The following is a 25,096-nucleotide window of genomic DNA, read 5'->3' as shown; positions in this document are numbered from 1 at the left end:
GTCCGGTTCCGCCTAGCGTCGGATGGTGAGGGCGACGAGGGCGCTGCAGCCGCAGCACCCGGCGACGAAGAGGAAGATCAGGCTGGTGTTGCCGGTGCTGTCCATCAGGCCGCCGATGAACGGCTCGGCCGTCCCGGCGAAGAGGTAGGCGAAGCAGTTGACCGCGCCGGTCGCGGTGCCGGCCATCCGCTTGCCGGCGATGTCGGGGCAGAGCGCCCAGAACGAGGACTGCGGGCCGTAGACGAAGAAGCCGGTGAGGAAGAGGACCACGATGCCGGTGGTGACGCTCAGCGGCGCGGCGTACATGGTCAGGGAGGCGGCGGCGCCCATGACCATGAACAGGATGATCGGGCGGTCCCGGCGGGCCCCGAAGAGCCGGTCGGAGATCTGGCCGTTGGTCAGCGCGCCGACCGCCATGCCGACGGGCAGCGCGACCGAGATCCACAGCGGGCTGATGCCGCCGCCGCCCTTCTTCCAGTTCTCGCCGAGGAAGTAGACCGGGACCCAGATCAGCAGGCCGTAGCGGGCGGTGTTCTGGAACCCGATGGCGATGCCGGTGGACCAGATCTTCGGGTTGCGCAGCACGGCCTTGTAGCGCTGGAACGACGACTCGGCTGCGAACGCGGCGGCGTCGGCCGGGTCGTCCTCCTCCTCGGCCCCGGTGACGGAGGCGGGCGGCGTGACACCGGCCTGCTCGGGGTTCTCCCGGGCGACGAAGTAGAAGGTGATGCCGCCGACGAGCATCAGCAGGACCGGGACCCGGAAGATCCACTGCCAGTCCAGCTTCAGGGTGTCGACGACGACGGTGGAGGTGACGAAGGCCAGGACGGAGGCCATGCCGGCGGCGAAGGTGTAGAAGCCGAAGCTCTTGCCCCGCTCGCGCGGACCCCACCAGTTGGAGATGACCCGGCCGCCGGAGGGCCAGCCGAGGGACTGGGCGAAGCCGTTCGCGCCCCAGAGGAAGCTGAGCGACCTGGAGCCGACCGAGAAGCTCGTGCACCAGTTGAGGATCGTGGACAGAATGGCCCCGGCGGTCATCATCCGCCGGCCGCCGAACTTGTCGGCGAGGTTGCCGTTGATCATCTGACCGGCGGCGTAGGACCAGAGCAGGATGCCGCTGATGCCGCCGAGGGTCGCCTTGCTCAGACCGAGGTCGGCCTGGATGCCGGGGATGGCGAAGCCGAACGTCTGCCGGCCGGTGTAGAAGAAGAAGTAGCAGAACATCGCGGCCAGCAGCATGCGCCACTTGAGCTTGTTGTACGTGCCCTCGCCCAGTGGTTCGAGCGTGGGGGTCGCGGCTCTTGGACCTTTGGTGTCCGTTCCGGTGTTCTCGGCGTGTGACATGGTTCTCGACCGATCTGGGTGGGGGCCGGGGAGCGCCGCATGGCGTGCGGCGCGAGGTCGAGGCGGCGGCTGCCGCCGGTACCGCGGCCGCCCCGTCCGGGGGAGGGAGGGGCGGCCACGGCGTGTCAGTGGGCGTGAGCGGTACCGCTCTCCTGCTGGGCGACCAGCGTGGTGGCGACCCAGAAGGCGTCGTAGTTGTGGATCACGGCGAAGTCGCCGTACGGCTCGTCGAGCGGCTCGGGCTCCGGCAGCCGACGGTTGATCAGGAACGGGATCTGGAGCTCGCCCAGCGCACCGTGGGAGCGGAGCGGGGCGTCCAGCCCGCTGAGGTCGTGCCAGGCGGGGTAGCGCCCGAGCGCGGTACCGGCCTCCGCGAGGACCACGATGTCGCCGATGCGGTCGGCGGGCTGCGCGAAGCGCTCGACGGCCTGCTCGCGGCCGTGCACCTCCTGGATGCCGCCGATGGCGCGCAGGGCGTCGATCGTGGCCGCGCGGTCGGCGCCCTCGGGGAGGTACACGCTCGCGAAGGAGCCGAGCGCGCCGTGGTGCACCGTGTACGGGTCCGTGATGGGCAGGATGACCCGCAGACCCTCGGCTGCGGCGTCCGCGGGGACGCCGAGGATGCGTCGGACCTCCTCCTCGACGAAGACGACCCGGGCGCGGCCCTGGGCGTCGGTCTTGGCGCTCATGCCGTGGTCGGCGGTGAGCACGACGGTCGCGCCGAGTCCGGCCAGCCGACCCGCGTAGTGGTCGATCTTCTCGTAGAGGTCGTTGGCGGCCTCGGTGCCGGGCGCGTTCTTGTGCTGGATGTAGTCCGTCAGCGAGAGGTACATCAGGTCGGCGCCGCGGGTTTCCAGAATTCTCAGGCCGGCGGCGAGGGCGAATTCGCTGAGGTCGGCCGAGTATACGGTCGGCAGCGGCTTTCCGACCAGGGCGAGGACGTCGCCGATCCCGTTCTCCTCGACGGTGGCCAGATCGGCCTTCTCGGCGGAGAAGCAGATGCCCCGGTGCGAGGGGGGGACGAATTCCCCGGACCCGTCGAGCGAGGGGCCCTCCTCGACCAGACCGGCGCCGAGCAGGCGGCGCAGCTTGTCCTTGGCGGTGACCACGACGACGTCCAGACCGGCCTCGTTGGCCGCGGCCAGGACGGTGGGCGCCCGCAGGAACCGCTTGTCGTTCATCAGGACCTCTTCGCCGAGGCCGGTGTCGAAGATGTAGTTCCCGCTGATCCCGTGCACCGCAGGCGGCCGGCCGGTGGCGATGGAGACGTTGTTGGGGTTGGTGAGGGCGGGCATCGCGCAGTGCGCCGGCCACGAGCTGCCCTCGTCCGCCAGGACCTTGCTCAGCCAGGGCATCCGACCGGCCGCCATCGCCTCGATGTGGTAGTCGGGCTCACTGCCGTCGATGCAGATCACGACGACCGGATTTGCGGGCCTGGCGTACGTCCTGCCGTTGACGGTGAAATTCCCGGTGGTCACGGGGGCTCCTCAGCGTGTCGTTAACGCGGTGGGTATCTGGTGGTAACGCAAGGGTGGTGGTGCGGCGGATCGTGAGGAACCCCCGATCCGGTTATCCGGGCCATAAGCGCGGGCCGCTGCTTTGCAGAACCTTGGGAAGCGCTTGGGGAACTCTTTTGCAACGATCCGGTGAAGGCGCGAATCGGCGCGGAGCGCGACGTCGGGGGTGAGCGGCGGTGCTCAGCGGCTCCCGGCCAGCTCCTGGGCCATCATGGCCGCCCCCAGGCAGGCCGCCCTGCCGCCGACCCGGCCGACGACCACCTCGGGGCGCGGTCCGCGCCGGTGGTTCCTCCGGAGGGCGGAGCCGATCTCGTGCCGCAGGGCCGTGTCCGCCGACGGCAGCGGCCCGCCGACGACGACCCGCTCCACCTCGGCGGCGAGGATCATCTCGGTGAGTGCCCTGCTGTCCGCGTCCCGCAGCGTCACCGTCCGGTGGTCCGGCGAGTCCTCGCCCGAGGCGAACGCCGCCGACCCGGCGGGCCGTCCTCCGCGCAGCACCGCGGCCAGGACCGGATTCCCCGGTGCCAGGAACGCGAACACCTCGCACCCGCGGCCGGCGCCGAGCCTCCCCTCGGCGACGGCACCGGCATGGCCCGCGTGCCCGAGGGCGACGGGCACGTCGAGGTGCTCCTCCAGCCAGCAGCGCAACGGCGTGCGGGCCCAGCCCAGTCGGGGCACCGTGGCGACACCCGTGGTCCGGTCGACGGATCCGCCGACCACGAGGCCGGCCGCCACCACCGGCGTACCCCGGCGTTCGGCCAGCGCGGCGAGGTCGCTCGCGCAGCCGAGCAGGGTGTCGAGCACGGCGTCCGGGCCCCGGTTCGGCCTGGTGTACCAGCGTTCGGACTCGCGCACCCGGCCGTCGCCGGTCATCACGGTCCCGTTGATGTAGCGCGGGCCGACGTCCAGGGCGATGACGCTCGTCCCGGCGGCCGGGCGGTACCCGGCCCCCCGGGGCGGCGGTGCGGCGGTGCGGGCTCCCGGGCTCGGTGCCGGTCGGACCCGGTCGGTGGGAAGAGGGGAGACGGTCATGGCGGCCCTGCCTCGTGCTGGTGCTGAGGTGCGGCGCTGTCGCCGTCCGGGCGGGGACCGTCCGCGACACGTCCCGAGGGGACCCGGCGGCCCGGCGCCTCGGCGCGACGGCGGCGCTGCGACGCGCCCGTCCCGGGAGCGTGGGTTCCGATGGTCGGTACACCCGGAGGCCGGGGGAAGACCCGAATTGCTGATGGGCCGGATAACAGAATCGTATGGGCGGAATTCCGTGGAACCGGACCGGACGGCGGAACACCCGGCCGGCGCGACCGGAGCGGATCCGGAGCCCGGCCGACAGGCCCGGCGAGCCACCGGACGCGACCGCGTCGGCGCTCGGGGCGGCGGGCTCCGCCGCAGCTCCGACGCCCTTTTCCGGTACCGCGGTTGACGTCCCGTCGGCCGCCCGTCGACGGCGCGACGGACCCGGTGCCGGGATACCCACGGGTCCGGAATCCGGACCCGGACGAATACCGAGCCCATTCTTTCTGCCGCTGGGCGGCGGAGTGAATCTCCCCCACCCGATCGCCCGGACGGATATCGGGCGTACGACTATTGACAGTGCCGATGCGCGGCCGCTGTAGTTCGAGTTGTTCGCCCCGCCCGGCTCCGTCGGCGACGGCGTACTTCCTCACCGGCCGCGGAGCCCCGTCCGCACACGGGCAGCGGCCGCACGTCCTGTACGCCGCCCACCCCCACCGTTCGGGCCGCGCGCACCCGTCCCCTCCCTGTTCGGCCACGCCCGGTCACGGGCCGTGGTCTCGACGGCATCGGTCGACACCCTCACCCAGGAGAAGTCATGGACGACTCTTCCCCCACCCTGTCCGACGGCGTCCGCGCCGAGATCAGCCGCCGCAGGGCGGTGCAGCTGCTGGGCGTCGGCGCGGCGGCGGTCGCCGCCGGCGGCGCGATGACCGGCACCGCCGCGGCGGAGGTGCCCCCGAACAGCCCGTCGGGGCTGGTCGCGGCGGTGCTGGAGTACGCCGACCGGTGGACGAACGCCGTTGGGCTGCGCCGGCTGCTGGAGCACGCCGGGTTCACCGTGATCGACCTGGACCTGACCAAGGCACCGACGGCCCAGGCCCAGGCCGTGGACCTGATCGCCTTCGGCAGCTTCACCAACGACAGCACCGACTACACCGATCCCTACGGCACCTATGTGAAGGCCCACACCGAGTCGCTGCGGGCGTTCGTCAGAGGCGGTGGGGTGGTGCTCGACCTCGCCAAGTCCGACAAGCCCGGCGTAGGTGTCCCCTACCTGCCGATCTGGAAGTGGGACTACAACTCGACCGCGATGTTCGCGGTGCGCACCGACGCGGACTTCACCAAGGTCTACCGGGTCGCCGCCACCCACCCGCTGGTCTCCGTCCTTCCCGCGGACGCCTCCGGTCAGGTGTTCACCGGCCGCTCCGTCACCGCCAGCTGGGAGTCGATCGGCGCCTGGAAGGAGATGCGGGTGCTCCTGGCCTGCGCGCCGGGAACGTCGGGCTTCCCGGCGGCCCTGCTGGAGGGCAAGGACAAGACCCCCGCCGCGGACGGCAGGTCCTCCGTGGAGGGCAAGGGCAGGTACCTGGTCTCCAGCCTCACCGTCGACAAGTGCTACCGGACCGACGGCACGCCGAGCCAGAGCGATGCCGCCATCGACGACAGCCGCAGGTTCTTCAACGCCCTGACCGGATACGTGAAGGCGGCGAAGGCCGGCAGCGCGCCTGCCCTGACCGTCACCCCGTCGCTCCAGGCGGGTCCGCTCGTCGGCCACGTGAGCGAGACCACCGCCCGGCTCTGGGCACGGCCGGGCCTGGATCCGGGGACCTACGGGACCTGGAAGTGGGAGGTGAAGGTCGGCGCGACCGTGGTGAAGACCGGCACCGCGGACGTCTCGACCGCCAACGACAACACCCTCCTGGTGGACGTGTCCGGCCTGCAGGCGAACACGGCGTACACCTTCGCCATCACGTCCACGGTGGCCAACGCCCCCTCCGTCCCGATGGAGGGTTCGTTCAGGACCGCACCGGTGGCGGGCGCGGCCGCCAGGGTCACCCTGGGCGTGGGGTCCTGTGCGCACAACGTGCCGAACTCCCTGTGGACGCGGGCCAAGGACGAGGGCTGTGACGGCTTCGTCATGCTCGGCGACACCCCCTACGCGGACATGGGCCTTTCCGGTGCCGCCGATGAGCTGGACCGGATCCGCAGGCACCAGCGGGACTTCCTGGCCGTGCCCGAGGTCGCGAACATGGTCCGGTCGATGCCGGTCTGGGCGACGTGGGACGACCACGACTTCGCCGGCAACGACACCGACGGCCGGGCGTCGCAGAAATTCAACTATCGCAAGGCGTTCGTCGACTACCGTGCCAACGCGAACTTCGGCCACGTCACCGGTAACCCGACGCAGCTGCTGACCGGCCGGGGCACCGGCGAGGGCGTCTACACCTCCTTCCGGCGAGGTCCGATCGAGGTGTTCCTGATCGACCCGCGGTGGTTCTCCAACGCGAGCACGGGGGTCTGCATGGAACCCGTCCAGTCGCAGTGGCTCAAGGAATCCTTGAAGGCCAGTTCGGCGACCTTCAAGGTCCTCGCGTCGGGGATGGTCTGGTACGACAAGATCCACAGCGAGAAGGACGACTGGAACACCTACAAGAACGAGAAGCTCCAGCTTCTCGACTTCATCAGGACGCAGCGGATCTCCGGCTGCGTCCTGCTCAGCGGGGACATCCACGTCTCCCGTGCGGTGAAGAACTTCGACTCGACCGCGGCGGACCCGCTCCCGGCCGGCTACGACATGTGGGAGTACGTCGTCAGCCCCGTCCACGACTGGACCATCGGCACCACGTTCGACGTGACCACCTCCGCGAGCACCGGACTCCCGCAGGGGACGCGGTGGACGCCGAACCCGGCCGACCCGGTGAAGTGGAGCAAGGACGAGCCGTACACCTTCCTCAAGCTGGTGGCCGACACCACCGTGACCCCGGCCACCCTCACCGCCCAGTGGATCAACCGGGGCGGCACGGTGCTGCACACGCAGACGCGCACCATCACCGAGCTCACCCGCCCCTGACACCCGGTCGGCGCGGGACCGCGGGGCGACCGCGGTCCCGCGCCGACCCGACCCCCGGTTCGACAGCAAGGAAGCAAGGAGGCGAAGCCCGTGCTCCGCAACGGCCTGGAACCCTGGCACCTCATCGTCGTGCTCGCCGTGATCGTGCTGCTCTTCGGCTCGAAGAAGCTCCCCGAGGCCGCGCGCGGGCTCGGAAAGTCCCTGCGCATCCTCAAGGCCGAGACCAGGGCCCTGCACGAGGACACCCCGCCCGACGCCCCGCCCGACACCCCCGCCGAATCCACCCGCGCGGCCGCCCCGGAAGCCGTCACCCAGGCGATCCCCCCGCGCGGGACCGAGGCACCTCCCGCCGACAGGGCCGCACCGACCACCAGCCACCGGAACAGCCCCTGAACCCGCCGTTCGGACGGCCCCACCACCGGCACGGTGAGCACCGTGCCGGTGGTGGGGCCGCCCCGGTCCCGGCGCTCAGTCCCGGGCGCCCAGCAGGAACTCCGGGTACAGGTTCACCGTCTGATCGACCAGCCCGTGCAGGCCCGCGACGTACTCGGCCACCCCGCCGGCCTCGTCGATACTCGCGTGCAACCCGTCGATCAGCGGCCCGACAGCCGCCGCGAACGCCCGCAGCCGGCTCGGCTCGGTCAGCCGCGCCGCGAACTCCTCCCGGGCCGCCGCGGAGTCCGCGCACCCGACGAGCAGCTTCTCCGCCACCACGCGCTCCGGCCCGGACAGCGACGTCAGATACTGCACCACCATGAAGGTGGCGGTCCCGTTGCGAAGGTCCTCGTACCGTCCCGAGGCGAGGTCCCGCTGGTCGTTGACCAGTTGCCGCAGCACACCGAAACGCGCGCCGAAGTCGCGCCACGCGTCCACCCGCGCCTCGTCGCACCCGGCCAGCACCGCGCCCATCGCCGCGGCCATGGCGTACGGGGCACCGGTCTTCCCCAGGTAGCCGTCCATGACCTCGTCGGCGGTCGCCGTCGCCGCGGCCGCCGTGAGGTCCACGAGCTGCCCGGCTATCGCCCGGTGCCAGGTGCGCGACAGCTCCTGGCGCAGCCGCAGCGCCCGCTCCGGGTCGTCGCGGCACCCCTCGTCGAGCACCTCGGTCGCCAGGTGGCAGGCGATCCCGAACACGGCGAGCAGATCCTGGTCCGCGCTGTCGGTGTCGGCCGCGGCGGCCGGCCGGGGCCCGGCGTCGGACAGGTCGTCCACGTAGCGTGCCGAGACCCACCACAGCACGTGCGCCACCGCCGCGGGCTCGGCCGGCGCCGGGTCGCCGGAGTGCGTCCCGTGCACCAGGAACGGCAGCGCGACGATCCCGTCCACGGCCGGCCCCGAGCCGCGCCCGGCGATCCGGTCCAGGAAGCCGGTCAGCGCCCGTCCCATCGCGCGGTCGGCGGCCGCGGCGGGACCGGCCGAGCCGATCAGCCCCTCGCCCGTGCCGCGCAGCCGCCGCAGCACCGCGTCCGAACTCCAAGTGGGTGCGCCTGTCGTCATGGTGTCCTCCGTGTGAATGACCGGGCTCGTAATTCGTTCGAAGATTCGAGAATCAAGGTACGGAGACACTAGTGCGGCAGCAGTGCCTGCCGTGGCGGTTGTCGGGTTCTCTTGTCGGACTGTTCACGGGTGGGGAGACGTCCGGGGCCGATGCTCGTCGGTCGGCCGCGCCCTCCACCCCGCCGACCTGCGCCCGGATGGCTACCGTGGACGAAGAGGCCGAGATCCTTCCCGCCCGGGAAGGCCGCGGGCAGGACAGGAGCGGGTTGTGGACGATCCCGGTGACGGCAGGGCCTTCCTCGGCGTGCACGGCCTCGCGTTCGCCGGTCGGGAGGCCGAGCTGCGCACGCTGCTGGGAGCGGTGTCCGGGATGCGTCCGGCGGTGGTGCTGGTGGAGGGCGAGGCGGGGATCGGCAAGTCCCGGCTGGTCGCCGAGGCCTCGTCCGCGCTGCGCGACCGGCACCTGCGGGTGCTGGCGGGCGCCTGCCACCCGCTGCGCGAGCCGCTCGCCTACGGGCCGGTGATCGACGCGCTGCGCCGGATCGGGCCGTGGCTGCCCCCGGTGGAACGGCTGGGCGCCTCGGCCGGCGTGCTGGCACCGCTGCTGCCCGACCTGGCCGGCGCGCTGCCGGAGCCCCCGCCCGACCTGCCGCCGGAGGTCTCGGTGTCCGGGGCCGGACGGTTCTGGGTGGTCTCCGCGGTGCGGACGCTGCTGGAGGCGGTGGCACCGGCCGTCCTGGTGGTGGAGGACGTGCACTGGGCCGACGAGGCCACCCGGGAGCTGCTCCTGCTGCTGGCCCGGGACATGCCGGGCGACGTCGCGCTGGTGCTCACCTACCGGGGGGAGGAACTGCCGGGCGGCCGGCCGGTGCTGGGAGTGCCGTTCCGGCGTCCGCCGGGCACGGGCGGGGCCGAGATCCGGCTCGGTCCGCTCGGCGGGGCGGAGCTGCGGGCGATGGCGCGGGAGGTGCTGGGCGGCGATCCGGCACCGGCCCTGGTGCGCACCCTGCTGGAGCGCAGCGGCGGTCTGCCGCTGGTGATCGAGGAGGACCTGATCACCCTCGCGCGCTCACCGGACGGGGCGGACCCGGCGGCCCTGCGGGTGCCGCGCAGCCTGGGCGAGGTACTGGCGGAACGGACCGGACGGCTGGGCCCCGACGCGGCGGCCCTGGTGGACACCGCGGCCGTACTGACCGTTCCGGCCGGAGCGGCGCTGCTGGCCGAGGCCGCCGGACTGGACGAGCAGCGCGGCGACGCCGCGCTGCTGGAGGCGCTCGACGCCGCGGTGCTGCGGCAGACCGGCCCGGACATCTACGGATTCGGACACGTGCTCGCCCGGGAGGCGGTGTACGACGCCCTCCCGGGGCCGGTGCGCAACCGGACCCGTCGGCGGGTGCTGGAGGTCCTGCTGGCCCAGGACCCGCCGCCGCTGGTGCAGATCGCCCACCACACCCGTGCGTTGGGGGACCGGACGGCCTGGCTGTCCCGGGCCCGGGCCGCCGCCGACCAGGCCACCGCGGTCGGCGACACCGGCACCGCCGCCGCGCTGCTGAACGAGATCATCGACCAGCCCGACCTCACCCCGAAAGAGCTCGCCCATGCCGCCTGGGCCCTGTCCTACACGGCCTCGGTCGGCACCGAGGCCGCCACCACGGTCAGGATCCTGCGCCGGATCCTGACCGTGGTCGGCCTGCCCGAGGAGGTGCGCGGCCGGATCAGGACGAGCCTCGGCGGGCTGCTGGTCTACCAGGTCGGAGACCTCGCGGGCGAGCAGGAGATCGTGACCGCCCTGACGGAGGTGGGCGACAGCACCCCGGTCACCTCCGCCCGGATCCTCAGCTACCTGGGACTGTCGCAGACCGACCGCTACACGCTCGCCGAGCAGCGGGCCCTCGTCCGGCGCGGTTACGAGCTGCTGGTGGACGTCGAGAGCCGCAACGCCCGGCCGATCATGGACGTCGCCCGGATCTTCCAGCAGGGCGTGGTGGCGGACCCGGCCCTCCCCGAGGTCCTGGCGGCGCTGCCCCGCGACGGCGCGGTGCCCGTGCTCCAGGCCACGGCCTTCAGCGTCTGCAGCATCGCCGAGACCTGGCTCTGCGTCGGGCACGACGCCCGGTCCGCCGGCGCCGTCGAGGAGCTGCGAGCGATGGCACCGCGCACCCACCTGCCCATGCTGGACCCCTACCTGGACACCTTCCGGGTCGTGCTCGACTGGCAGGCCGGGCACTGGGAGGAGGCCGAGCGCGGACTGACGACCCTCCACGACCGCCACCCGGACAACCCGCTGCGGTCCGGCGGGCTGCTGGCGGCGGTGCGGGGGCTCACCGCCGCCGCCCGGGGCCTGACCGCGCAGGCGGCCGCGCTGTTCGACGCCGCGCTCGGCCGGGGGCTGCACCTGGACCTGTTGGGCGTCGCGGCCGGGCGGGCCCGGTTGCACCTGGCCCGCAACGACCCGGGGGCCGCCTGGCGGACCCTGACCGACCCGCTCGACCTCCTCGGATTCCTGGAGCGCAAGGAGGCCTGGGGTTACGCCTGGGACCTGGTGCCCACCGCCGTCGAGACGCTGCTCGCCCTCGATCGCGCCGACGAGGCCCGCGACCTGACCGCACGCCACGCCACCGCGATCGAGGGCCGCGACGCACCCGGCGCCGTCGCCGAGCAGCACCACTGCCGCGGGCTCCTGCTGACCGTCACCGACCCCGACGCCGCGACGGCGGCCTTCGACCTCGCCGCCGCACGGTGGACCGACATCGGCCGCCCCCACCGCGCCGCCCTCGCCGCCGAACGCGCCGCCCGCACCGACCCCGACCGGACCGAGACCCGCCTCGCGGACCCGATCGCCGTCTTCGAACGCCTCGGCGCCACCTCCGACGCCGCCCGCTGCCAGCGCGCGCTGCGCGACCTCGGCCGACAGACCCCCAACCCGCGCGGCCGCACCGGCTACGGCAACAACCTCTCCCCCCGCGAGGAACAGATCCGCGACCTCCTGGCCACCGGCGCCACCAACAAGGACATCGCCACCGCCCTCTTCCTCTCCACCCGCACCGTCGAGAACCACGTCGCCCGCGTCCTCACCAAACTCCGCACCACCCGCACCGACCTCACCGACGGAGCGACCTGAACGGACCACGGGAGCGCTGCCGAAAAGCACGATCACGGCCGTGTCCACCGAGCGATCGTGCAGGCCGACCGGCCCGTTCGGAACAACTGATGATCAACGGCCGGCACCGCACCGCGATCGGCCGGACGACGCCCATCCTGGCGCCATGACGACACCGACCCCCCGAGCCGGGTCGGCGGAGCCCGCTCCGCCCGGCGCGGCCATCACCGTCCAAGCCCTCGAAGTCGACCCCTACCCCCTCTACCGGCGCCTGCGGGAGGAGGAGCCGGTCGCCTGGGTCCCGGCCGTCCACGCCCACCTGGTCACCCGGTGGGAGGACGTCCGGCGGATCTGCCGCGACGCCGACACCTTCAGCGCCGCCGTCCACGACTCGCCCCTCTCCCGGACGATCGGCCCCAACCTGCTCCACAGCGACGGCGCCCACCACGACCGGCTGCGCGCACCACTGACGGACGGCCTGCGCCCCGCGGTGGTCCGACGGACCGCCGAGGCCGCCGTCCGCGACACCGTCCGCACTCTGCTCGGCGCCCTCCGGCGGGGGGACGAGGTCGACCTCGTCGACGGCTTCGCCCGCACCCTCGCCGTCCGGGTCCTGCAACGCGTCACCGGGCTGCCCGGGATGCCCGTCCCGGTGTTCACGGACTGGGTGGACGCCATCGCCGCCGGAGCCGCCAACTACGAGCGCGACCCTGGCAAGCAGCGCCGGGCGGACGCGGCGAGCGCCGCCGTCGACGACACGCTGCGCGCCACCCTGCGGCGAGGCCCGGCACCGGACACCCTGCTGGCCGGTCTGACGGCCCGCGGCGCCCGCTTCGACGAGATCGCGGCGACGACCAAACTGCTGATCATCGGCGGCATGCAGGAACCGCGCGACCTCTTCGGCCACGCCCTCGTCGCCTACCTGACGGACCCCGACGTCCGCCGCGAGGTCGACCGCGACCGCACGGCGATCGTGCGCCTGATCGAGGAGGCCCTGCGCCTGGGCGCCCCCGTGGGCACCGTCACCCGGCGCGTCACCGGGCCCACCCGCGTCGCGGGACGGCCCCTGCCGGAAGGGGCGCTCGTCCTCGCCGTCCTCGCCTCCGCGAACCGCGACCCCCGGCGGTGGGACGAGCCGGACGAGTTCCGGCTCTGGCGCGAGCACAACCAGCACCTCTCCTTCAGCGCGGGCGTGCACGCCTGCGTCGGCGCCGCGCTGGCCCGCACCCAGGTCCGCATCGCGCTGGAGGAACTGCTGACGGCCCACCCGGGCCTGCGGCTGCTGGAGGAACCCGTGGTCCGGGGCTGGGAGTTCCGCGGACCGGTCGGCCTGAAGGTGGCGCTCGGCCCGGGACCCGGCCGCACGTCCCGCCGACCGGCCCCGGTGGCGCGCACGGCCGCCCGCCCCACGCCCGTCGTCCCGCTGCGCGTCCTCGACCTCCGCAGGGCCGGCAGTGACGTGGCGGTCCTCACCGTCGGCCACACGGAGGGCGGTGCACTGCCGCCCTGGACACCCGGCGCGCACGTCGACCTCACCTTCGAGCACGCGGGGGAGGTGTTCCGCCGCTCCTACTCGCTGTGCGGGGACCCGGCCGACCGGCACACCTGGCGGTTCGGCGTCCGCCGGGCCGCCCGCTCGCGCGGAGGCTCGGCGTTCCTCGTGGGGACACTCGGCCCGGGCGACCGCCTGGAGGCGACAGCGCCGCGCAACGCCTTCCCGCTGACCCCCGCCCCCGGCCACCTGCTGGTCGCGGGCGGCATCGGCATCACCCCGCTGCTGCCCATGGCGCGGGCCCTGGCCGCCTCCGGCACGCCGTGGCGGCTCCTGTACGTCGGCCGCGACCGCGCCTCGATGCCCTTCCTCGACGAGGTCGAGGCGCTGGGCCCCGCCTGCGAGACCTGGACCACCGCGGACCGCGGTCGCCCGGACCTGGCCGCACGGCTGCGCTCCGTGCCGGACGGGGGGCAGGTCCACGCCTGCGGGCCCGCCGGGATGTTGGACGAACTCGCCGCCCTGACGGCCGGACATCCGGCGCTCACCCTCCGGGTCGAACGGTTCGGCGCGCCGACCGGGCCGGGGGCGCCGACCGGGCCGGAAGCACCCGCCGACGGCCGGGAGTTCCGGGTCCGGCTGGCCCGCACCGGCCGGGAGATCACGGTCGGCGCGGACCGGACCCTGCTCCGCGCGCTGGAGGACGCCGGGGTCGTCGTCCCGTCCACCTGCCGCGAGGGCATCTGCGGATCGTGCGAGACTGCGGTCCTCGACGGCGCGGTGGACCACCGCGACCACCTGCTGTCCGCCGAGGAGAGGGAGCGGGGCGACGTGATGCTCGTCTGCGTCTCCCGGGCCGGAGGCCCGCGGCTGACCCTGGACCTCTGAACCGAACCGAGGAGCCCCCGTGCACCTGGACGACATCGACCTCGCGCTGCTGCGCGCGCTGAACAAGGACGGCCGGCTGCCCGCCGCCGAACTCGCCGCGCGGGCGAACGTCTCCCGCGGCACGGTCTACGCGCGCCTGGAGCGGCTGCGGCGGGCCGGGGTGATCCGGAACTTCTCGATCGACGTCGACCACCAGCAGCTCGGGCTGCACGTGACGGCGCTCGTCCTGGTCTCGGCCGGCCAGTTCCGCTGGCGCGAGATGAGCGGGGAACTGGCCGCGCTGCCGGAGGTCCAGTACGCGGGGTACCTCACCGGGGGCTTCGACATCGTGCTCCTGGTGCGCGTCCGCGACACGGAGACGCTGCGGGCGTTCGTCCTCGAGAAGCTGCAGGGCATCCCGGGGGTGCGGTCCACCCGGACGCTGACCGTGGTCGAGGAGGTGGTGGACCGGCCCAGCATCGTCCCCGGCGAGTGACGCCCCGCCAGGGAACGTCCGGGTCCTCCGGGGTGTCACAGTCCTCCGTTCACCGCCGCCGCCCGGGCCGCGCCGGCGCTGACGTTCCACTTCGCGAGGATCACGTCGTACCCGCCCTCGCGCATGAGTTCGTCCAGCCCCTTCACCAGGGCGTCGCGCAGGGCGGTGTCGTTCCGGTTCACCACGATCCCGTACGGACTGGACTGAGACAGCGCGCCCGGCACCTCGAAGCGGTTGCCGTTGTCGGTGGTCCTGGCCGCGTACGCCGCCACCGGCAGGTCGTTGAAGTCCGCCACCGCCTTGCCGGCCGCCACCTCGGCGAGGGCCTGGGCGTCGTCGTCGAAGCGGTGCACCTGCAACGGCAGGCCCACCCGGTCGCAGGCGGCGACCTGGCGGGTGACGATCTCGTCCTGGGTGGTGCCGCGCTGCAGCGCGACCGTACGGCCGCAGAGATCGTTGAGCGTCCGGATGCCCTTCGGGTTGCCCTTCTGCACGATGATCGAGGTCCAGGCGATGAAGTAGTCCACGAAGTCCACGCCGGGCTTGCCCGTCGGCATGCCGTTCTCGCCGAGCGCGTTGCGCCGTGCGGGCGTGTCGCTGATCCCCGACATCGCCACGTCGAAGGCCCTGCTGTTGACACCGGGTATCAGCTCGTCGAACGGCGTGTCGACGAACTCGATCCGCAGGCCCAGGACCCGCCCGAGGGCCTCGGCCAGGTCCGGATCGAGGCCGTCCGGCCTGCCGTCCGCGCCGCGGAACGCGACCGGCGGGTAGTTCAGGTCGGAGCCGATCCGCAGCACCCCGGCGGCCCGTTGCGCGGCCGGGACCGCCTCCCGTGCCTTGTCGAGATTGCTCTTCGGGGCTTCCGGCCCGCCGCAGGCGGCGGTGAGCAGCAGGGCCGAGGCGGTGGTGAGGGCCGTGGGCAGGGCCCGGCGGTAGGGAAAAGGGCAGGAGAGATGGACCATGGGGGCGCTCCTCCGCGAGGCAGGCGTGGCACGGCCGGAATCCGTGGGGGCATCGGACGCGGCCGGTGCGGAATACTCCCATCCGCTTCCGGTGCGAGGGGCGGGAGGTGTGTCACGATCCGCTATCGGCTTCACCCGCGCCCCGAGGCCCGCGCCCCGAGGGTCCACCCTCCTTCCGTGCCGGTGCGGGACCCGGTCGGGAGTGACCGAGTCCCGCGCCGTCCGCGCGTCCTGCTCCGATGCCGGTTCGTTGTCATCGGGCTGCTGCCGAGCGCGCGGAGTGTCCCGGTCAGGCCGAGGGCCGCCGCTGGCCCGGCACCCGCCCGGGACGCTCGCCGACCGTCGCCGGGTGCTCCCGCGGGGCGGGGGCGGGATGCTTCGGCAGTGCCAGGACCCGGGTGCAGCCGGCCGCGGTGAGGACCCGCAGCGACAGGCGGATGCGGCCCTCGTCGCCGGAGAAGACCCAGGGGCCCGGTATCAGCAGCAGCCGGTGGGTGCCGTCGATCACCGCGCGTACGAGCGTCTCGAACTGCGGCCGGGACCGGTGGCCCCACGAGGACGGGTGGACGTCGTCGAGGTAGAACACCGGGGCGGGCAGGCCGAGCCGGGCGGCGAAGTGCCGGAGCGCTTCACAGTCCCCGTACGCCGTCCTCGGGTTCCTCGGGGGGCGGCACAGGTAGGCGGCCGGTCGCAGGGTGGGGGAGTTGTCGGATACGCGCATGGACTGGCTCCACGGGATTCGAGGAGGCGCCCGGCCCGGAGCGGGCCCGGCCGTGCGGGCGGATGGCTGATCGCGGTCCCGGTGGCGTTTCTCGCCCCGGCGTTCCCGCGGTCGTCGGCCTTGTGGTGCAGAATACCCGGCCGATTCGGACATTCAAGAGAAATTGGACGCCGGTGGTGGTCATTGAGTATTCGGGTCTTCGTCGGGGAAAAGGCGGGGAAATGGTGGGTAGTGGTCCGCCGGTGAATACGGAGCGGTGAGCGGGGGATTGCTCACAGGTACTGTCCGGTGTTGGCGACAGTGTCGATGGAGCGGCCGGACTCGGCGCCCTGCTTGCCGGTGACGAGGGTGCGGATGAAGACGATCCGCTCGCCCTTCTTGCCGGAGATCCGGGCCCAGTCGTCCGGGTTGGTGGTGTTGGGCAGGTCCTCGTTCTCCTTGAACTCGTCGACGCAGGCGTTGAGGAGGTGGGAGACGCGCAGGCCGCGCTGGCCGTGGTCGAGGTAGTCCTTGATGGCCATCTTCTTGGCCCGGTCGACGATGTTCTGGATCATCGCGCCGGAGTTGAAGTCCTTGAAGTACAGGACCTCCTTGTCACCGTTGGCGTAGGTGACCTCCAGGAAGCGGTTCTCCTCGGTCTCGGAGTACATCCGCTCCACCACGGACTGGATCATGGCGGCGACGGTGGCCTCCAGCGAGCCGTCGTGCTCCTTGACGTCGTCGGGGTGGAAGGGCAGCGAGCCCTTGAGGTACTTGGAGAAGATGTCCTTGGCGGCCTCGGCGTCGGGGCGCTCGATCTTGATCTTGACGTCCAGGCGGCCGGGCCGCAGGATCGCCGGGTCGATCATGTCCTCGCGGTTCGAGGCGCCGATGACGATGACGTTCTCCAGGCCCTCCACGCCGTCGATCTCGGCGAGCAGCTGGGGGACGATGGTGTTCTCCACGTCCGAGCTGACGCCGGAGCCGCGGGTGCGGAACAGCGACTCCATCTCGTCGAAGAAGACGATGACGGGGGTGCCCTCGCTCGCCTTCTCGCGGGCGCGCTGGAAGACCAGGCGGATCTGCCGCTCGGTCTCGCCGACGTACTTGTTGAGGAGCTCGGGGCCCTTGATGTTGAGGAAGTAGCTCTTCCCCTGGGGCCGGCCGGTGACCTCGGCGACCTTCTTGGCCAGCGAGTTCGCGACGGCCTTGGCGATGAGCGTCTTGCCGCAGCCGGGCGGGCCGTAGAGCAGGACGCCCTTGGGCGGGCGCAGCTCGTACTCCTTGAAGAGGTCGGCGTGCAGGTAGGGCAGCTCGACCGCGTCGCGGATCTGCTCGATCTGGTTGGCGAGGCCGCCGATCTGGCGGTAGTCGATGTCCGGGACCTCTTCGAGGACGAGCTCCTCGACCTCGGACTTCGGCACGACCTCGTAGACGTAGCCGGAGCGCGGCTCCAGCAGGAGGGCGTCGCCCGTCCGCAGGGTGATGTCGCGCAGGGGCTCGGCCAGGCGCACCACCCGCTCCTCGTCGGTGTGGCCGACGACCAGGGCCCGCTCGCCGTCCTCGAGGACCTCCTTGAGGGTGACGAGGTCGCCGATGCTCTCGAAGGCCATCGCGTCCACGATGTTGAGGGCCTCGTTGAGCATCACCTCCTGGCCGCGCCGCAGTTCGTCGAGGACGACGTTGGGGCTGACGTTCACGCGGAGCTTGCGGCCGCCGGTGAAGATGTCGGCGGTGCCGTCCTCGTTGGGAGCGAGGAACACGCCGAATCCGGCCGGGGGCTGTGCCAGCCGGTCCACTTCCTCCTTGAGGGCCACGATCTGGTCGCGGGCCTCACGCAGGGTGGAGGCGAGCCGTTCGTTCTGGGCGGTGACCCGGGCGAGCTCGGTCAGGAGCCCGGTGGTCCGCTGGTCGGCGGCTCTCGACGGGCTGTACGGGGAGCCGGTTCCGCGGACGTACGCGTTGCGGTCTGCTGTCACCGGTCCTCACCTCCTTCATGGGGTTGCGGACCGGCCGCGCCGGGATGCGGTGGAGCCGCCTGTCCGGAGGCCGTGGGGTGAACGCCCGCTTTTCCGTGCGTCATGGTGGGCCGCGAGGGCCCTGGGCCTTGGAAGGTGCGACTTCGGGGAATTACCGGACGTGGCCGGACAGTCATTCTGCGGAATCCGTCGCGGAAGGGATCCGCGCGGGATCGGTGCTCCGCGGTGAATCCCCGGCGTCGACGGTCGGAAAAACCCGCGGGTGTTCCTTTGCGAGCACGATAACCAGCGATCCGTACCGGTGGAATGTGAGGTGGGACACAGTGGGAACTGAATGCGGCGTGCTTTCGGGCGCTCACCGCTCGTGCTTCCGGGCGTCCACTGCTCGTGCTTCCGGGCGCCCAGCGCCGGTGACGGCCGGTGCTCCGCCACCCGGTCGGGCGGCGGAGCACCGGCAGGCAGGCGCGACCGGGTGGGTCAGCCGGACGCGGGGGCGAGTGCGCCGGTGCCGCCCGTCGGGCCGTAGACCTCGATCTCGTAGAGCGAGTAGCCCCAGGAGGTCCCGCGCGCCGTCCCGTACATCCGGAGGTAGCGGCCGGAGCCGGACAGGCCGGTGAGGTCCTGGACGCCGCCGGTGCCGGCCGTGACGGAGCGGAGGGTGCGCCAGGTGGTTCCGTCGTCGGAGACCTCGATCCGGAAGGCCCTGCCGTACGCGGTCTCCCAGCGCAGCACGACCCGGTTCACCGTCTGTGCGGAGCCCAGGTCGACCTGCAGCCACTGCGGGTCGGCGTAGCCGCTCGACCAGCGGGTGCCGCCGTCGCCGTCGGTGGCGAACGCGGCGGGGAAGTCGGCGGTCTCGGTGCTGGAGGCGGTGGTCGGCCGGTTGCGGGCCAGGTTGCCGGGGTCGCCGGTGCCGGGCCAGGCGGGATTGTGGCCGACGGCCGCGGCGATCGGGACGAACGACGCGTAGGTGCTCGTCAACCTGGGCGATCCCCAGGTCTGTTGGGCAAGGCCCCGGAGCGGGTACATGATGCCGGTGGCGATCTGCGCCTCGGTCTCGGCGGCGGGGTTGTCGCACCAGACGTGGATCAGTGAGCCGGGGTTCCGGGTCGGGTCGGTGAGGGTCCGCCCGCCCTGGAACAGGTCCGGCGTCCAGGTCTCGTACATCCACCTGGTGTCGGGCTTGGCACCGCCCAGCACGTAGTAGGTCGGGGTCCAGGACTCGTTGGCGACCCGGTGCCCGGCGGCGGCCAGCTGCTGCGGGGTGAGGCCGTAGTCGTACCAGTACTCGACCAGGATGTCGGAGTCGGGGGCAATGGTGCCGTCACCGGCCTTGATGCCGTCGTTCCACATCCGGGTGGTCTTGCCGGCGGCCCGCACCAGCGCGTCGGACCAGTTGACGAAGCCGTAGTAGGTGTCCTTCGCGGTCGCGTTCGCGCCGTAGTGGGCGCGGGCGTAGGCGAGCAGCTGCGGGTAGCGGCTGTAGTCGTCGACGTACTCGTCGGCGCCGATGTGCCAGTAGGGGGCGGGGAACAGCGGCAGGTACTCGTTGATCAGGTCCCCGATCAGCGTGTAGGCGCCGGGCTTCGAGAGGTCGATGAAGGCGGGGTCGGCCGTGCCGGAGCTGTTGCGCAGGGCGAGTTCGGGGTGGGCGGCCAGGATCGGGTTCATGTGCCCGGGGGTGTCGATCTCGGGGACGATGGTGACGTGGTACTTGAGACCGAGGGCCACCAGGTCGGCGATGTCCTGCTTGGAGTAGTGCTCGGCGGAGACGATCTCCGGGTGGATGGAGCTCTCCAGCCGGAACCCGTAGGTGTCCGACAGGTGGAAGTGGAAGTAGTTGAGCTTGAGGTAGGCCAGCTCCTTGATGTGCTGCTTCACCCAGTCGACGGTGAAGTACTTCCGGCCCTGGTCGATCATCAGCCCGCGTTCGGCCTTGGCCGGCCAGTCGACCGCCGTCCCGGCCGGCACGGTGGCCGAGCGGTGGAGCAGTTGGAGGAGGGTACGGGTGCCGTAGAACGCGCCCGCGGTGGTCCCGGCCCGGACGGTGACCGAGGCGGCGACGGTCAGCCGGTAGCCCTCGGCGGGCAGGGTGTCCTCGCCGAGGGTGAGGGCGATGTCGCCCGCACCGGCGGTACCGACGACCACCGGGACGTGGCGGCCCGCCAGCAGGCCGAGGTCCTCGGCGAAGGTGGCGGCGTCCTCGGCGAGGCGGGGACCGTGGGCGGGGTCGAGGACGATCCGGCTCGCGGTGGTGAAGGTGTACGAACCACTGTCGGCCGTCCACTGGCGCAGCGCGGGCACGGTCTGCGGCGGCGTGGCGGTCGTGGTGACGGCGGCCGTGCCGGTGCCGGTGGCCGTGGGGGCAGGGTCGGCGGAGGCCGAGCCGGGCAGGACGAGGGCCGCCGCGGTACAGACGGCCACGGTCAACAACCTGAGCAGTCTCATGGGAGCTCCGGAGGCAGGCGGGGGGAGACCCGGGAACGGAGGAGCGGAGGCGCGGCGGGCGGGCCGGGGCGCAGCGGGGCGGAGCGGCTGGGCCGGAGGCTCGGTCCCGGGCGACCGCATCGGGGGTGGAACCGGGGCGAACTCGCACCAGTGCAACGCAGGGCCGGAGATCGAGTCAAGAGTTGCTCGAAACGCGGCCGGATCACGCATGATCGAGCAGCCGTGTTGACGCGGGAGGGCGTACCGGCTCCGAGTTCCGGCCCGTTGCCCGCCGTGCGGCCGCCGTCGACACCCGGCGCGACGTGGTTCGCCCTGGGCACGTCCGTCGACCGCGCGCCGCTGCGACCGGGCCGGGAGATCCCCCGCGGCCGCCGCCCACGCGGTGGACCGGACCAAGGCCCGGGCCTTTCCGGCCACCGGACGGCCGCGCGCCGGCCGCCGTCGCGGGGGAGGGGCGGGCGGCCCGGCGGCAGGGTGGCACGAGGAGCACCCGGGGGAGGTGCCGTCCCGGCGGAGCGCCCGAGGCGGCCCCGACTGCACGTGCTTACCCGGAGGGAAGTAGGTGCCCTTGATGGTAACCAGCGGGCTTCGAATACGATGTTGCCACGGCCGCAGGCGAGTTGACGTCACGTCGGCCGGTCGATGACGACCGGCACGGCCGTCCGCGGAGCGGCCCCGAACCGGTGCCGCCGGGCACTGTCGCCCGCGGAGACGCACCGTCGCCGGCCGGCCCGGCCGGAGCCGCCACCCGGACCGTTCACGTGGGGCCGGTCGGCATCGTCGCCACGGGCCGCGGACAACGGTCGTCACGCTTCGACAAACCCGCGGGACGGCCGGGGACCGCAGGCCTCCTTGTCCAAGGAGCCGCGCCGGCCGGCCCAGGCCCGGCGAACGCCCGGCCCGGAACCCGAGGAGACGAGACAATGAGTGAACCCGCAGACGCCGGTGCGCACGGACCGACCCGGACTCCTCCACCGCCTCCCTCCGCCGACCTGGCCGCCGAAGGGGCGTCCGGGTGACCCGGCACGTCCCCGGCCGACCCGATCACCATGATGTCTACGCGGCCCACTGCCCCTGCCGGGCCATGCTCGACCTGCTGTCCAACAAATGGTCGGCCCTGGCCATCGGCGCGCTCGAACAGGGGCCCCGGCGGTTCGGCGAACTCCAGCGGCGGCTGCAGGGCGTCAGCGCCAAGGTGCTGACCCAGACGCTCCGCCGCCTGGAGGACGCGGACCTGCTGACCCGCACCGTCTATCCGGCGGTCCCCCTGCACGTCGAGTACGCCCTGACCGAGCTCGGCCACGGCGCGGCGGTCCCCCTCGCGCACCTGCGCGTGTGGGTCGAGGAGGCGAGCCACAGTGACGACGCCTGCCCGGGGCCGCCGTCCCGGCCGGGGTCGTGACGGATCCGCACACCGCCGGTCCGCACGGGTCCGGCCCGCCTACCGCCGGCCCGTTCGGCTCCCCTTCCCGTTCGGTCGCCGCCGGGACGTGCGGTTCGGCCTCCCGCCGCCGGATCAGGTGATGTCGTCCAGGGGTGCCCGGTGCTCCACCTGCTCCTGGCGCTCCTGGTGCGGCAGGAGCACCTCGACGCTCGCGGACGGCTGGGCGGAGGCCTCGACGGCCGCCACCGCCGCCACCGGGCGCACCGTGAGGTCGACGTCCGAGGCCTCGTCGTCGTCGAGCCCGAGGTCGGGGTTGCGCCGGGCCTTGCGGCGGTCGTTGACCATCGCGATCCCGCAGGCGAGGAAGTACAGCGCCCAGATCGGCGCGGCCAGCGCCAGCATGCTCAGCGGGTCGACGCTCGGGGTGGCGAACGCCGCGAAGACGGTGATGCCCATCACCATGCCGCGCCACCAGCCGAGCAGCCGCTTGCCGGTGACGATGCCGGTGACATTGAGCATCACCAGCAGCAGCGGGAACTCGAAGGCCAGACCGAACACCAGGATCAGCCGGGTGGCGATGTCGAAGTAGTCGTCGGGCGGCAGGATCGGTGTGGTGTTGTCGGGCGTGAACGACATGAGCATCTGGACCGTCGTCGGCAGCAGCACCATCGCCAGGGTGACGCCGGCCAGGAACAGCGGGGCGCCGCAGGCGACGAAGATCCGGGTGTACTTGCGCTCGTTCCGGTGCAGGCCGGGCGCGACGAACGCCCAGATCTGGTAGAGCCAGACGGGGACGGTGGCCACCACGCCGGCGGTCAGGGCGACCTTGAGCATCCAGGTGAAGCCGGCCGTGAGGCCGATGGTCGAGACCTGCGCGCACTTCTCCTTCCCCGCGGCGAGGATCTCCGGGGTGCAGCGGAGCGGCTGCAGCAGGAAGTCCTCGATCCTCTTGTGGAAGACCAGCGCCAGGAGGGTGAACACGACGATCGCCAGGACCGACTTGACCACGCGGTTGCGCAGCTCCCGCAGGTGGTCGGCGAGGGCCATCCGGCCCTCGGGGTCCTTGGGCGTCCTGGACGCGTCGAGCGCCCTCGAGGTCTTCGATACCTTGATCAGCTTGCTCAACCCGGGCCTCGGCTGGTGTTCGGGGGCCCACCGGTGTGCGGGCCTCGGGCGGATCCGTGCCGAGGCGGGACGGGACACGGGCCCGCGGCGCCGCCGGTACGCGAAGTCTGCGGGTTGTCCGGTCCGTCCGTCAATGCCGCCACCGGCAATGCCCCCACCGGGACCGTCCGGCGGCCCGGAAGCTTGCCACGGGGTCGATGGTTACGTAAACATAGTCGAAGGGGCAGGCCCACTGCCGCACCGCATCCCTTCCCACAGGAGCAAGACGCGCATGCCCGTTCTCCAGACAGACCAGGCCGGACTCCTGCTCGACGGCCGACCCTTCCGGCTGCTGTCCGGCGGGCTCCACTACTTCCGGGTCCACCCCGCGCAGTGGGCCGACCGGCTGCGCAAGGCCCGGCTGATGGGCCTCAACACCGTCGAGACCTACGTGCCCTGGAACCTCCACCAGCCGCGACCGGAGCAGTTCCGGCTCGACGGCGGGCTCGACCTGCCCCGGTTCGTCGAACTGGCCGCCGCCGAGGGCCTGCACGTGCTGCTGCGCCCCGGCCCCTACATCTGCGCCGAGTGGGAGGGCGGGGGCCTCCCGTCCTGGCTGCTCGCCGAACCCGACATCCGGCTGCGCTCCCGCGACCCCCGGTTCCTGGCCGCCGTGGACGACTACTTCCGCCGCCTGCTCACCCCGCTGCTGCCCCACCTGGGCTCGCGCGGCGGTCCGATCCTGGCCGTGCAGGTGGAGAACGAGTACGGGGCCTTCGGCGAGGACACCGCGTACCTGGAACACCTCGCCGACTCGCTCCGGCGCTGCGGCGTCGACGTGCCGCTGTTCACCTGCGACCAGCCGACCGACCTCGAACGCGGCGCGTTGCCCGGCGTGCTCGCCACGGCCAACTTCGGCAGCCGCTCCACCGAGCACCTGGCCGAGCTGCGCCGCAAGCGACCGGACTCGCCCCTGCTGACCACGGAGTTCTGGATCGGCTGGTTCGACCGCTGGGGCGCCGGGCACGTGGTCCGCGACCCGGACGACGCGGCCCGCGAGCTGGACGAGCTGCTCTCCGCCGGCGCCTCGGTCAACTTCTACATGTTCCACGGCGGCACCAACTTCGGCTTCACCAACGGCGCCAACGACAAGCACACCTACCGCCCGACCGTCACCTCCTACGACTACGACGCGCCGCTCGACGAGGCCGGGGACCCGACGGCGAAGTACGTCGCGTTCCGCGAGGTCATCGCCAAGCACGCCCCCGTGCCCGAGGAGCCGGTGCCCGCGCGCGGCCCCAAGCTCGCCCTCCCCCCGGTCGTGCTGACCGGGAGCGCCGAACTGCTGCCGAACGCCGCCGTCCTCGCCCCGGCGGCCGTCCGGTCGCCCCGGCCGCTCACCATGGAGGAGCTGGCGCAGGACTTCGGCTTCGTGCTCTACGAGACCGTGCTGCCGGCCGCCGGCCCGGTCCTGCTGGAGGTCGAGCAGGTCCGCGACCGCGCCCAGGTCTTCGTCGACGGGCGGCCCGTGGGCGTCCTGGAGCGGGAGAACCACGAACACGCCCTGGCCTTCACCTCACCCGCGGCCGGGAGCACCCTCACCGTCCTGGTGGAGAACCAGGGGCGGGTCAACTACGGCCCCGGCATCCACGACCGCAAGGGACTGCTCGGCGAGGTCCTGCTCGACGGGGCCGAACCCGCCGAGTGGAGCTGCCGTCCGCTCCCGCTGAGCAGCCTGGCGGACGTCCCCTTCGCCGTCGGCGCGCCGACGCCCGTCGGGCCCGCCTTCCACCGCGGCGGCTTCGAGGTCGCCGAGCCCGCCGACACCTACCTCCACCTGGAGGGCTGGACCAAGGGCAACGCCTGGGTCAACGGCTTCCCGCTCGGCCGCTACTGGTCCCGGGGGCCGCAGCGCTCGCTGTACGTGCCCGCGCCGGTCCTGCGGGCCGGGAGCAACGAGGTCGTGGTGCTCGAACTCCACTCCGCGCACCGCGCCCGCACCGTCGAGTTCCGCGGCACGCCGGACCTCGGCCCGATCGGGGAGTGACGGGGGAGCGGCCGGACGACGGGTCGGGCGACCCGGCGTCCGGCCGCCCTCGGGGGCCGACCGGTGGGGCGC

The 25,096-nt window shown here is 72.8% G+C and carries 15 protein-coding genes and 1 pseudogene; 7 read left to right on the top strand and 9 right to left on the bottom strand.

Going from position 1 to position 25,096, the window contains the following annotated elements:
• Positions 1–12: 12 nt before the first annotated feature.
• The 3 genes from ACW14Y_RS00710 to ACW14Y_RS00700 form a co-directional block, all read right to left on the bottom strand.
• A complete protein-coding gene (locus ACW14Y_RS00710; RefSeq protein WP_456985480.1) occupies positions 13–1,344 on the bottom strand; it encodes an MFS transporter in 1,332 nt (443 codons plus the stop codon).
• Positions 1,345–1,469: 125 nt separating this feature from the next.
• Entirely contained in the window at positions 1,470–2,822 is a 1,353-nt protein-coding gene (gene phnA, locus ACW14Y_RS00705; RefSeq protein WP_456985479.1) for a phosphonoacetate hydrolase, read from the bottom strand.
• Between the two features lie 219 nt (positions 2,823–3,041).
• The gene (locus tag ACW14Y_RS00700) at positions 3,042–3,893 is read right to left on the bottom strand and encodes an ROK family protein (protein ID WP_456985478.1); all 852 of its coding nucleotides are present in this window, start codon (positions 3,891–3,893) and stop codon (positions 3,042–3,044) included.
• 796 nt (positions 3,894–4,689) lie between these two features.
• Between ACW14Y_RS00700 and ACW14Y_RS00695 the strand changes: the two genes are divergently transcribed.
• Both ACW14Y_RS00695 and tatA read left to right on the top strand, forming a co-directional pair.
• The gene (locus tag ACW14Y_RS00695; protein ID WP_456985477.1) at positions 4,690–6,945 is read left to right on the top strand and encodes an alkaline phosphatase D family protein; all 2,256 of its coding nucleotides are present in this window, start codon (positions 4,690–4,692) and stop codon (positions 6,943–6,945) included.
• Positions 6,946–7,035: 90 nt separating this feature from the next.
• Positions 7,036–7,338, top strand: a complete 303-nt coding sequence (tatA, locus tag ACW14Y_RS00690) for a Sec-independent protein translocase subunit TatA (protein WP_402725348.1) — start codon at positions 7,036–7,038, stop codon at positions 7,336–7,338.
• A 75-nt stretch (positions 7,339–7,413) separates the two neighbouring features.
• Here the strand turns inward: tatA and ACW14Y_RS00685 are convergent, their stop codons facing one another.
• Positions 7,414–8,442: a polyprenyl synthetase family protein gene (locus ACW14Y_RS00685; RefSeq protein WP_380312988.1), complete on the bottom strand. Its 1,029-nt coding sequence runs from the start codon at positions 8,440–8,442 to the stop codon at positions 7,414–7,416.
• A 268-nt stretch (positions 8,443–8,710) separates the two neighbouring features.
• Here ACW14Y_RS00685 and ACW14Y_RS00680 point away from each other — a divergent pair, with 268 nt between their 5' ends.
• The 3 genes from ACW14Y_RS00680 (at position 8,711) to ACW14Y_RS00670 (ending at position 14,397) form a co-directional block, all read left to right on the top strand.
• Positions 8,711–11,563 (top strand): ATP-binding protein, encoded by a 2,853-nt coding sequence (locus ACW14Y_RS00680; protein ID WP_456985476.1) that lies wholly within the window; start codon positions 8,711–8,713, stop codon positions 11,561–11,563.
• 145 nt (positions 11,564–11,708) lie between these two features.
• On the top strand, positions 11,709–13,922 hold the full coding sequence (locus tag ACW14Y_RS00675; protein WP_456985475.1) for a cytochrome P450: 2,214 nt from the start codon (positions 11,709–11,711) through the stop codon (positions 13,920–13,922).
• Positions 13,923–13,941: 19 nt separating this feature from the next.
• On the top strand, positions 13,942–14,397 hold the full coding sequence (locus ACW14Y_RS00670) for an Lrp/AsnC family transcriptional regulator (RefSeq protein ID WP_380444425.1): 456 nt from the start codon (positions 13,942–13,944) through the stop codon (positions 14,395–14,397).
• Positions 14,398–14,432: 35 nt separating this feature from the next.
• Here ACW14Y_RS00670 and ACW14Y_RS00665 read toward each other — a convergent pair whose 3' ends face one another.
• The 4 genes and pseudogenes from ACW14Y_RS00665 to ACW14Y_RS00650 all read right to left on the bottom strand — a co-directional run bounded on the left by ACW14Y_RS00665 (position 14,433) and on the right by ACW14Y_RS00650 (position 20,489).
• A complete protein-coding gene (locus ACW14Y_RS00665; RefSeq protein WP_456985474.1) occupies positions 14,433–15,362 on the bottom strand; it encodes an ABC transporter substrate-binding protein in 930 nt (309 codons plus the stop codon).
• Between the two features lie 289 nt (positions 15,363–15,651).
• The gene (locus ACW14Y_RS00660; RefSeq protein ID WP_380312613.1) at positions 15,652–16,083 is read right to left on the bottom strand and encodes a hypothetical protein; all 432 of its coding nucleotides are present in this window, start codon (positions 16,081–16,083) and stop codon (positions 15,652–15,654) included.
• A 272-nt stretch (positions 16,084–16,355) separates the two neighbouring features.
• A pseudogene (gene arc, locus ACW14Y_RS00655) lies at positions 16,356–17,957 on the bottom strand (proteasome ATPase); the annotation flags it as partial.
• A gap of 561 nt (positions 17,958–18,518) precedes the next feature.
• A complete protein-coding gene (locus tag ACW14Y_RS00650) occupies positions 18,519–20,489 on the bottom strand; it encodes a family 20 glycosylhydrolase (protein ID WP_456985473.1) in 1,971 nt (656 codons plus the stop codon).
• 1,015 nt (positions 20,490–21,504) lie between these two features.
• Here ACW14Y_RS00650 and ACW14Y_RS00645 point away from each other — a divergent pair.
• On the top strand, positions 21,505–21,891 hold the full coding sequence (locus ACW14Y_RS00645) for a winged helix-turn-helix transcriptional regulator (protein ID WP_380395072.1): 387 nt from the start codon (positions 21,505–21,507) through the stop codon (positions 21,889–21,891).
• 114 nt (positions 21,892–22,005) lie between these two features.
• On the opposite strand, the gene tatC is transcribed toward ACW14Y_RS00645, so the two are convergent.
• Positions 22,006–22,920, bottom strand: coding sequence for a twin-arginine translocase subunit TatC (gene tatC, locus ACW14Y_RS00640; protein WP_456988403.1), 915 nt, complete (start codon positions 22,918–22,920; stop codon positions 22,006–22,008).
• 349 nt (positions 22,921–23,269) lie between these two features.
• Between tatC and ACW14Y_RS00635 the strand changes: the two genes are divergently transcribed.
• Positions 23,270–25,024: a glycoside hydrolase family 35 protein gene (locus ACW14Y_RS00635; protein WP_380310345.1), complete on the top strand. Its 1,755-nt coding sequence runs from the start codon at positions 23,270–23,272 to the stop codon at positions 25,022–25,024.
• Positions 25,025–25,096 lie beyond the last annotated feature (72 nt).

Source organism: Kitasatospora sp. cg17-2, assembly GCF_054031055.1.
The sequence above is the reverse complement of the archived record's forward strand: the minus strand, read 5'-3'. Positions and strand labels throughout refer to the sequence as shown.

What these genes read in the sequence shown, in the direction of transcription:
- ACW14Y_RS00660 (WP_380312613.1), bottom strand. Translation starts at nt 16,083, where the DNA reads ATGCGCGTATCCGACAACTCCCCCACCCTGCGACCGGCCGCCTACCTG.
- ACW14Y_RS00700 (WP_456985478.1), bottom strand. Translation starts at nt 3,893, where the DNA reads ATGACCGTCTCCCCTCTTCCCACCGACCGGGTCCGACCGGCACCGAGC.
- ACW14Y_RS00710 (WP_456985480.1), bottom strand. Translation starts at nt 1,344, where the DNA reads ATGTCACACGCCGAGAACACCGGAACGGACACCAAAGGTCCAAGAGCC.
- ACW14Y_RS00650 (WP_456985473.1), bottom strand. Translation starts at nt 20,489, where the DNA reads ATGAGACTGCTCAGGTTGTTGACCGTGGCCGTCTGTACCGCGGCGGCC.
- ACW14Y_RS00675 (WP_456985475.1), top strand. Translation starts at nt 11,709, where the DNA reads ATGACGACACCGACCCCCCGAGCCGGGTCGGCGGAGCCCGCTCCGCCC.
- ACW14Y_RS00665 (WP_456985474.1), bottom strand. Translation starts at nt 15,362, where the DNA reads ATGGTCCATCTCTCCTGCCCTTTTCCCTACCGCCGGGCCCTGCCCACG.
- ACW14Y_RS00695 (WP_456985477.1), top strand. Translation starts at nt 4,690, where the DNA reads ATGGACGACTCTTCCCCCACCCTGTCCGACGGCGTCCGCGCCGAGATC.
- ACW14Y_RS00635 (WP_380310345.1), top strand. Translation starts at nt 23,270, where the DNA reads ATGCCCGTTCTCCAGACAGACCAGGCCGGACTCCTGCTCGACGGCCGA.
- tatC (WP_456988403.1), bottom strand. Translation starts at nt 22,920, where the DNA reads ATGGCCCTCGCCGACCACCTGCGGGAGCTGCGCAACCGCGTGGTCAAG.
- ACW14Y_RS00685 (WP_380312988.1), bottom strand. Translation starts at nt 8,442, where the DNA reads ATGACGACAGGCGCACCCACTTGGAGTTCGGACGCGGTGCTGCGGCGG.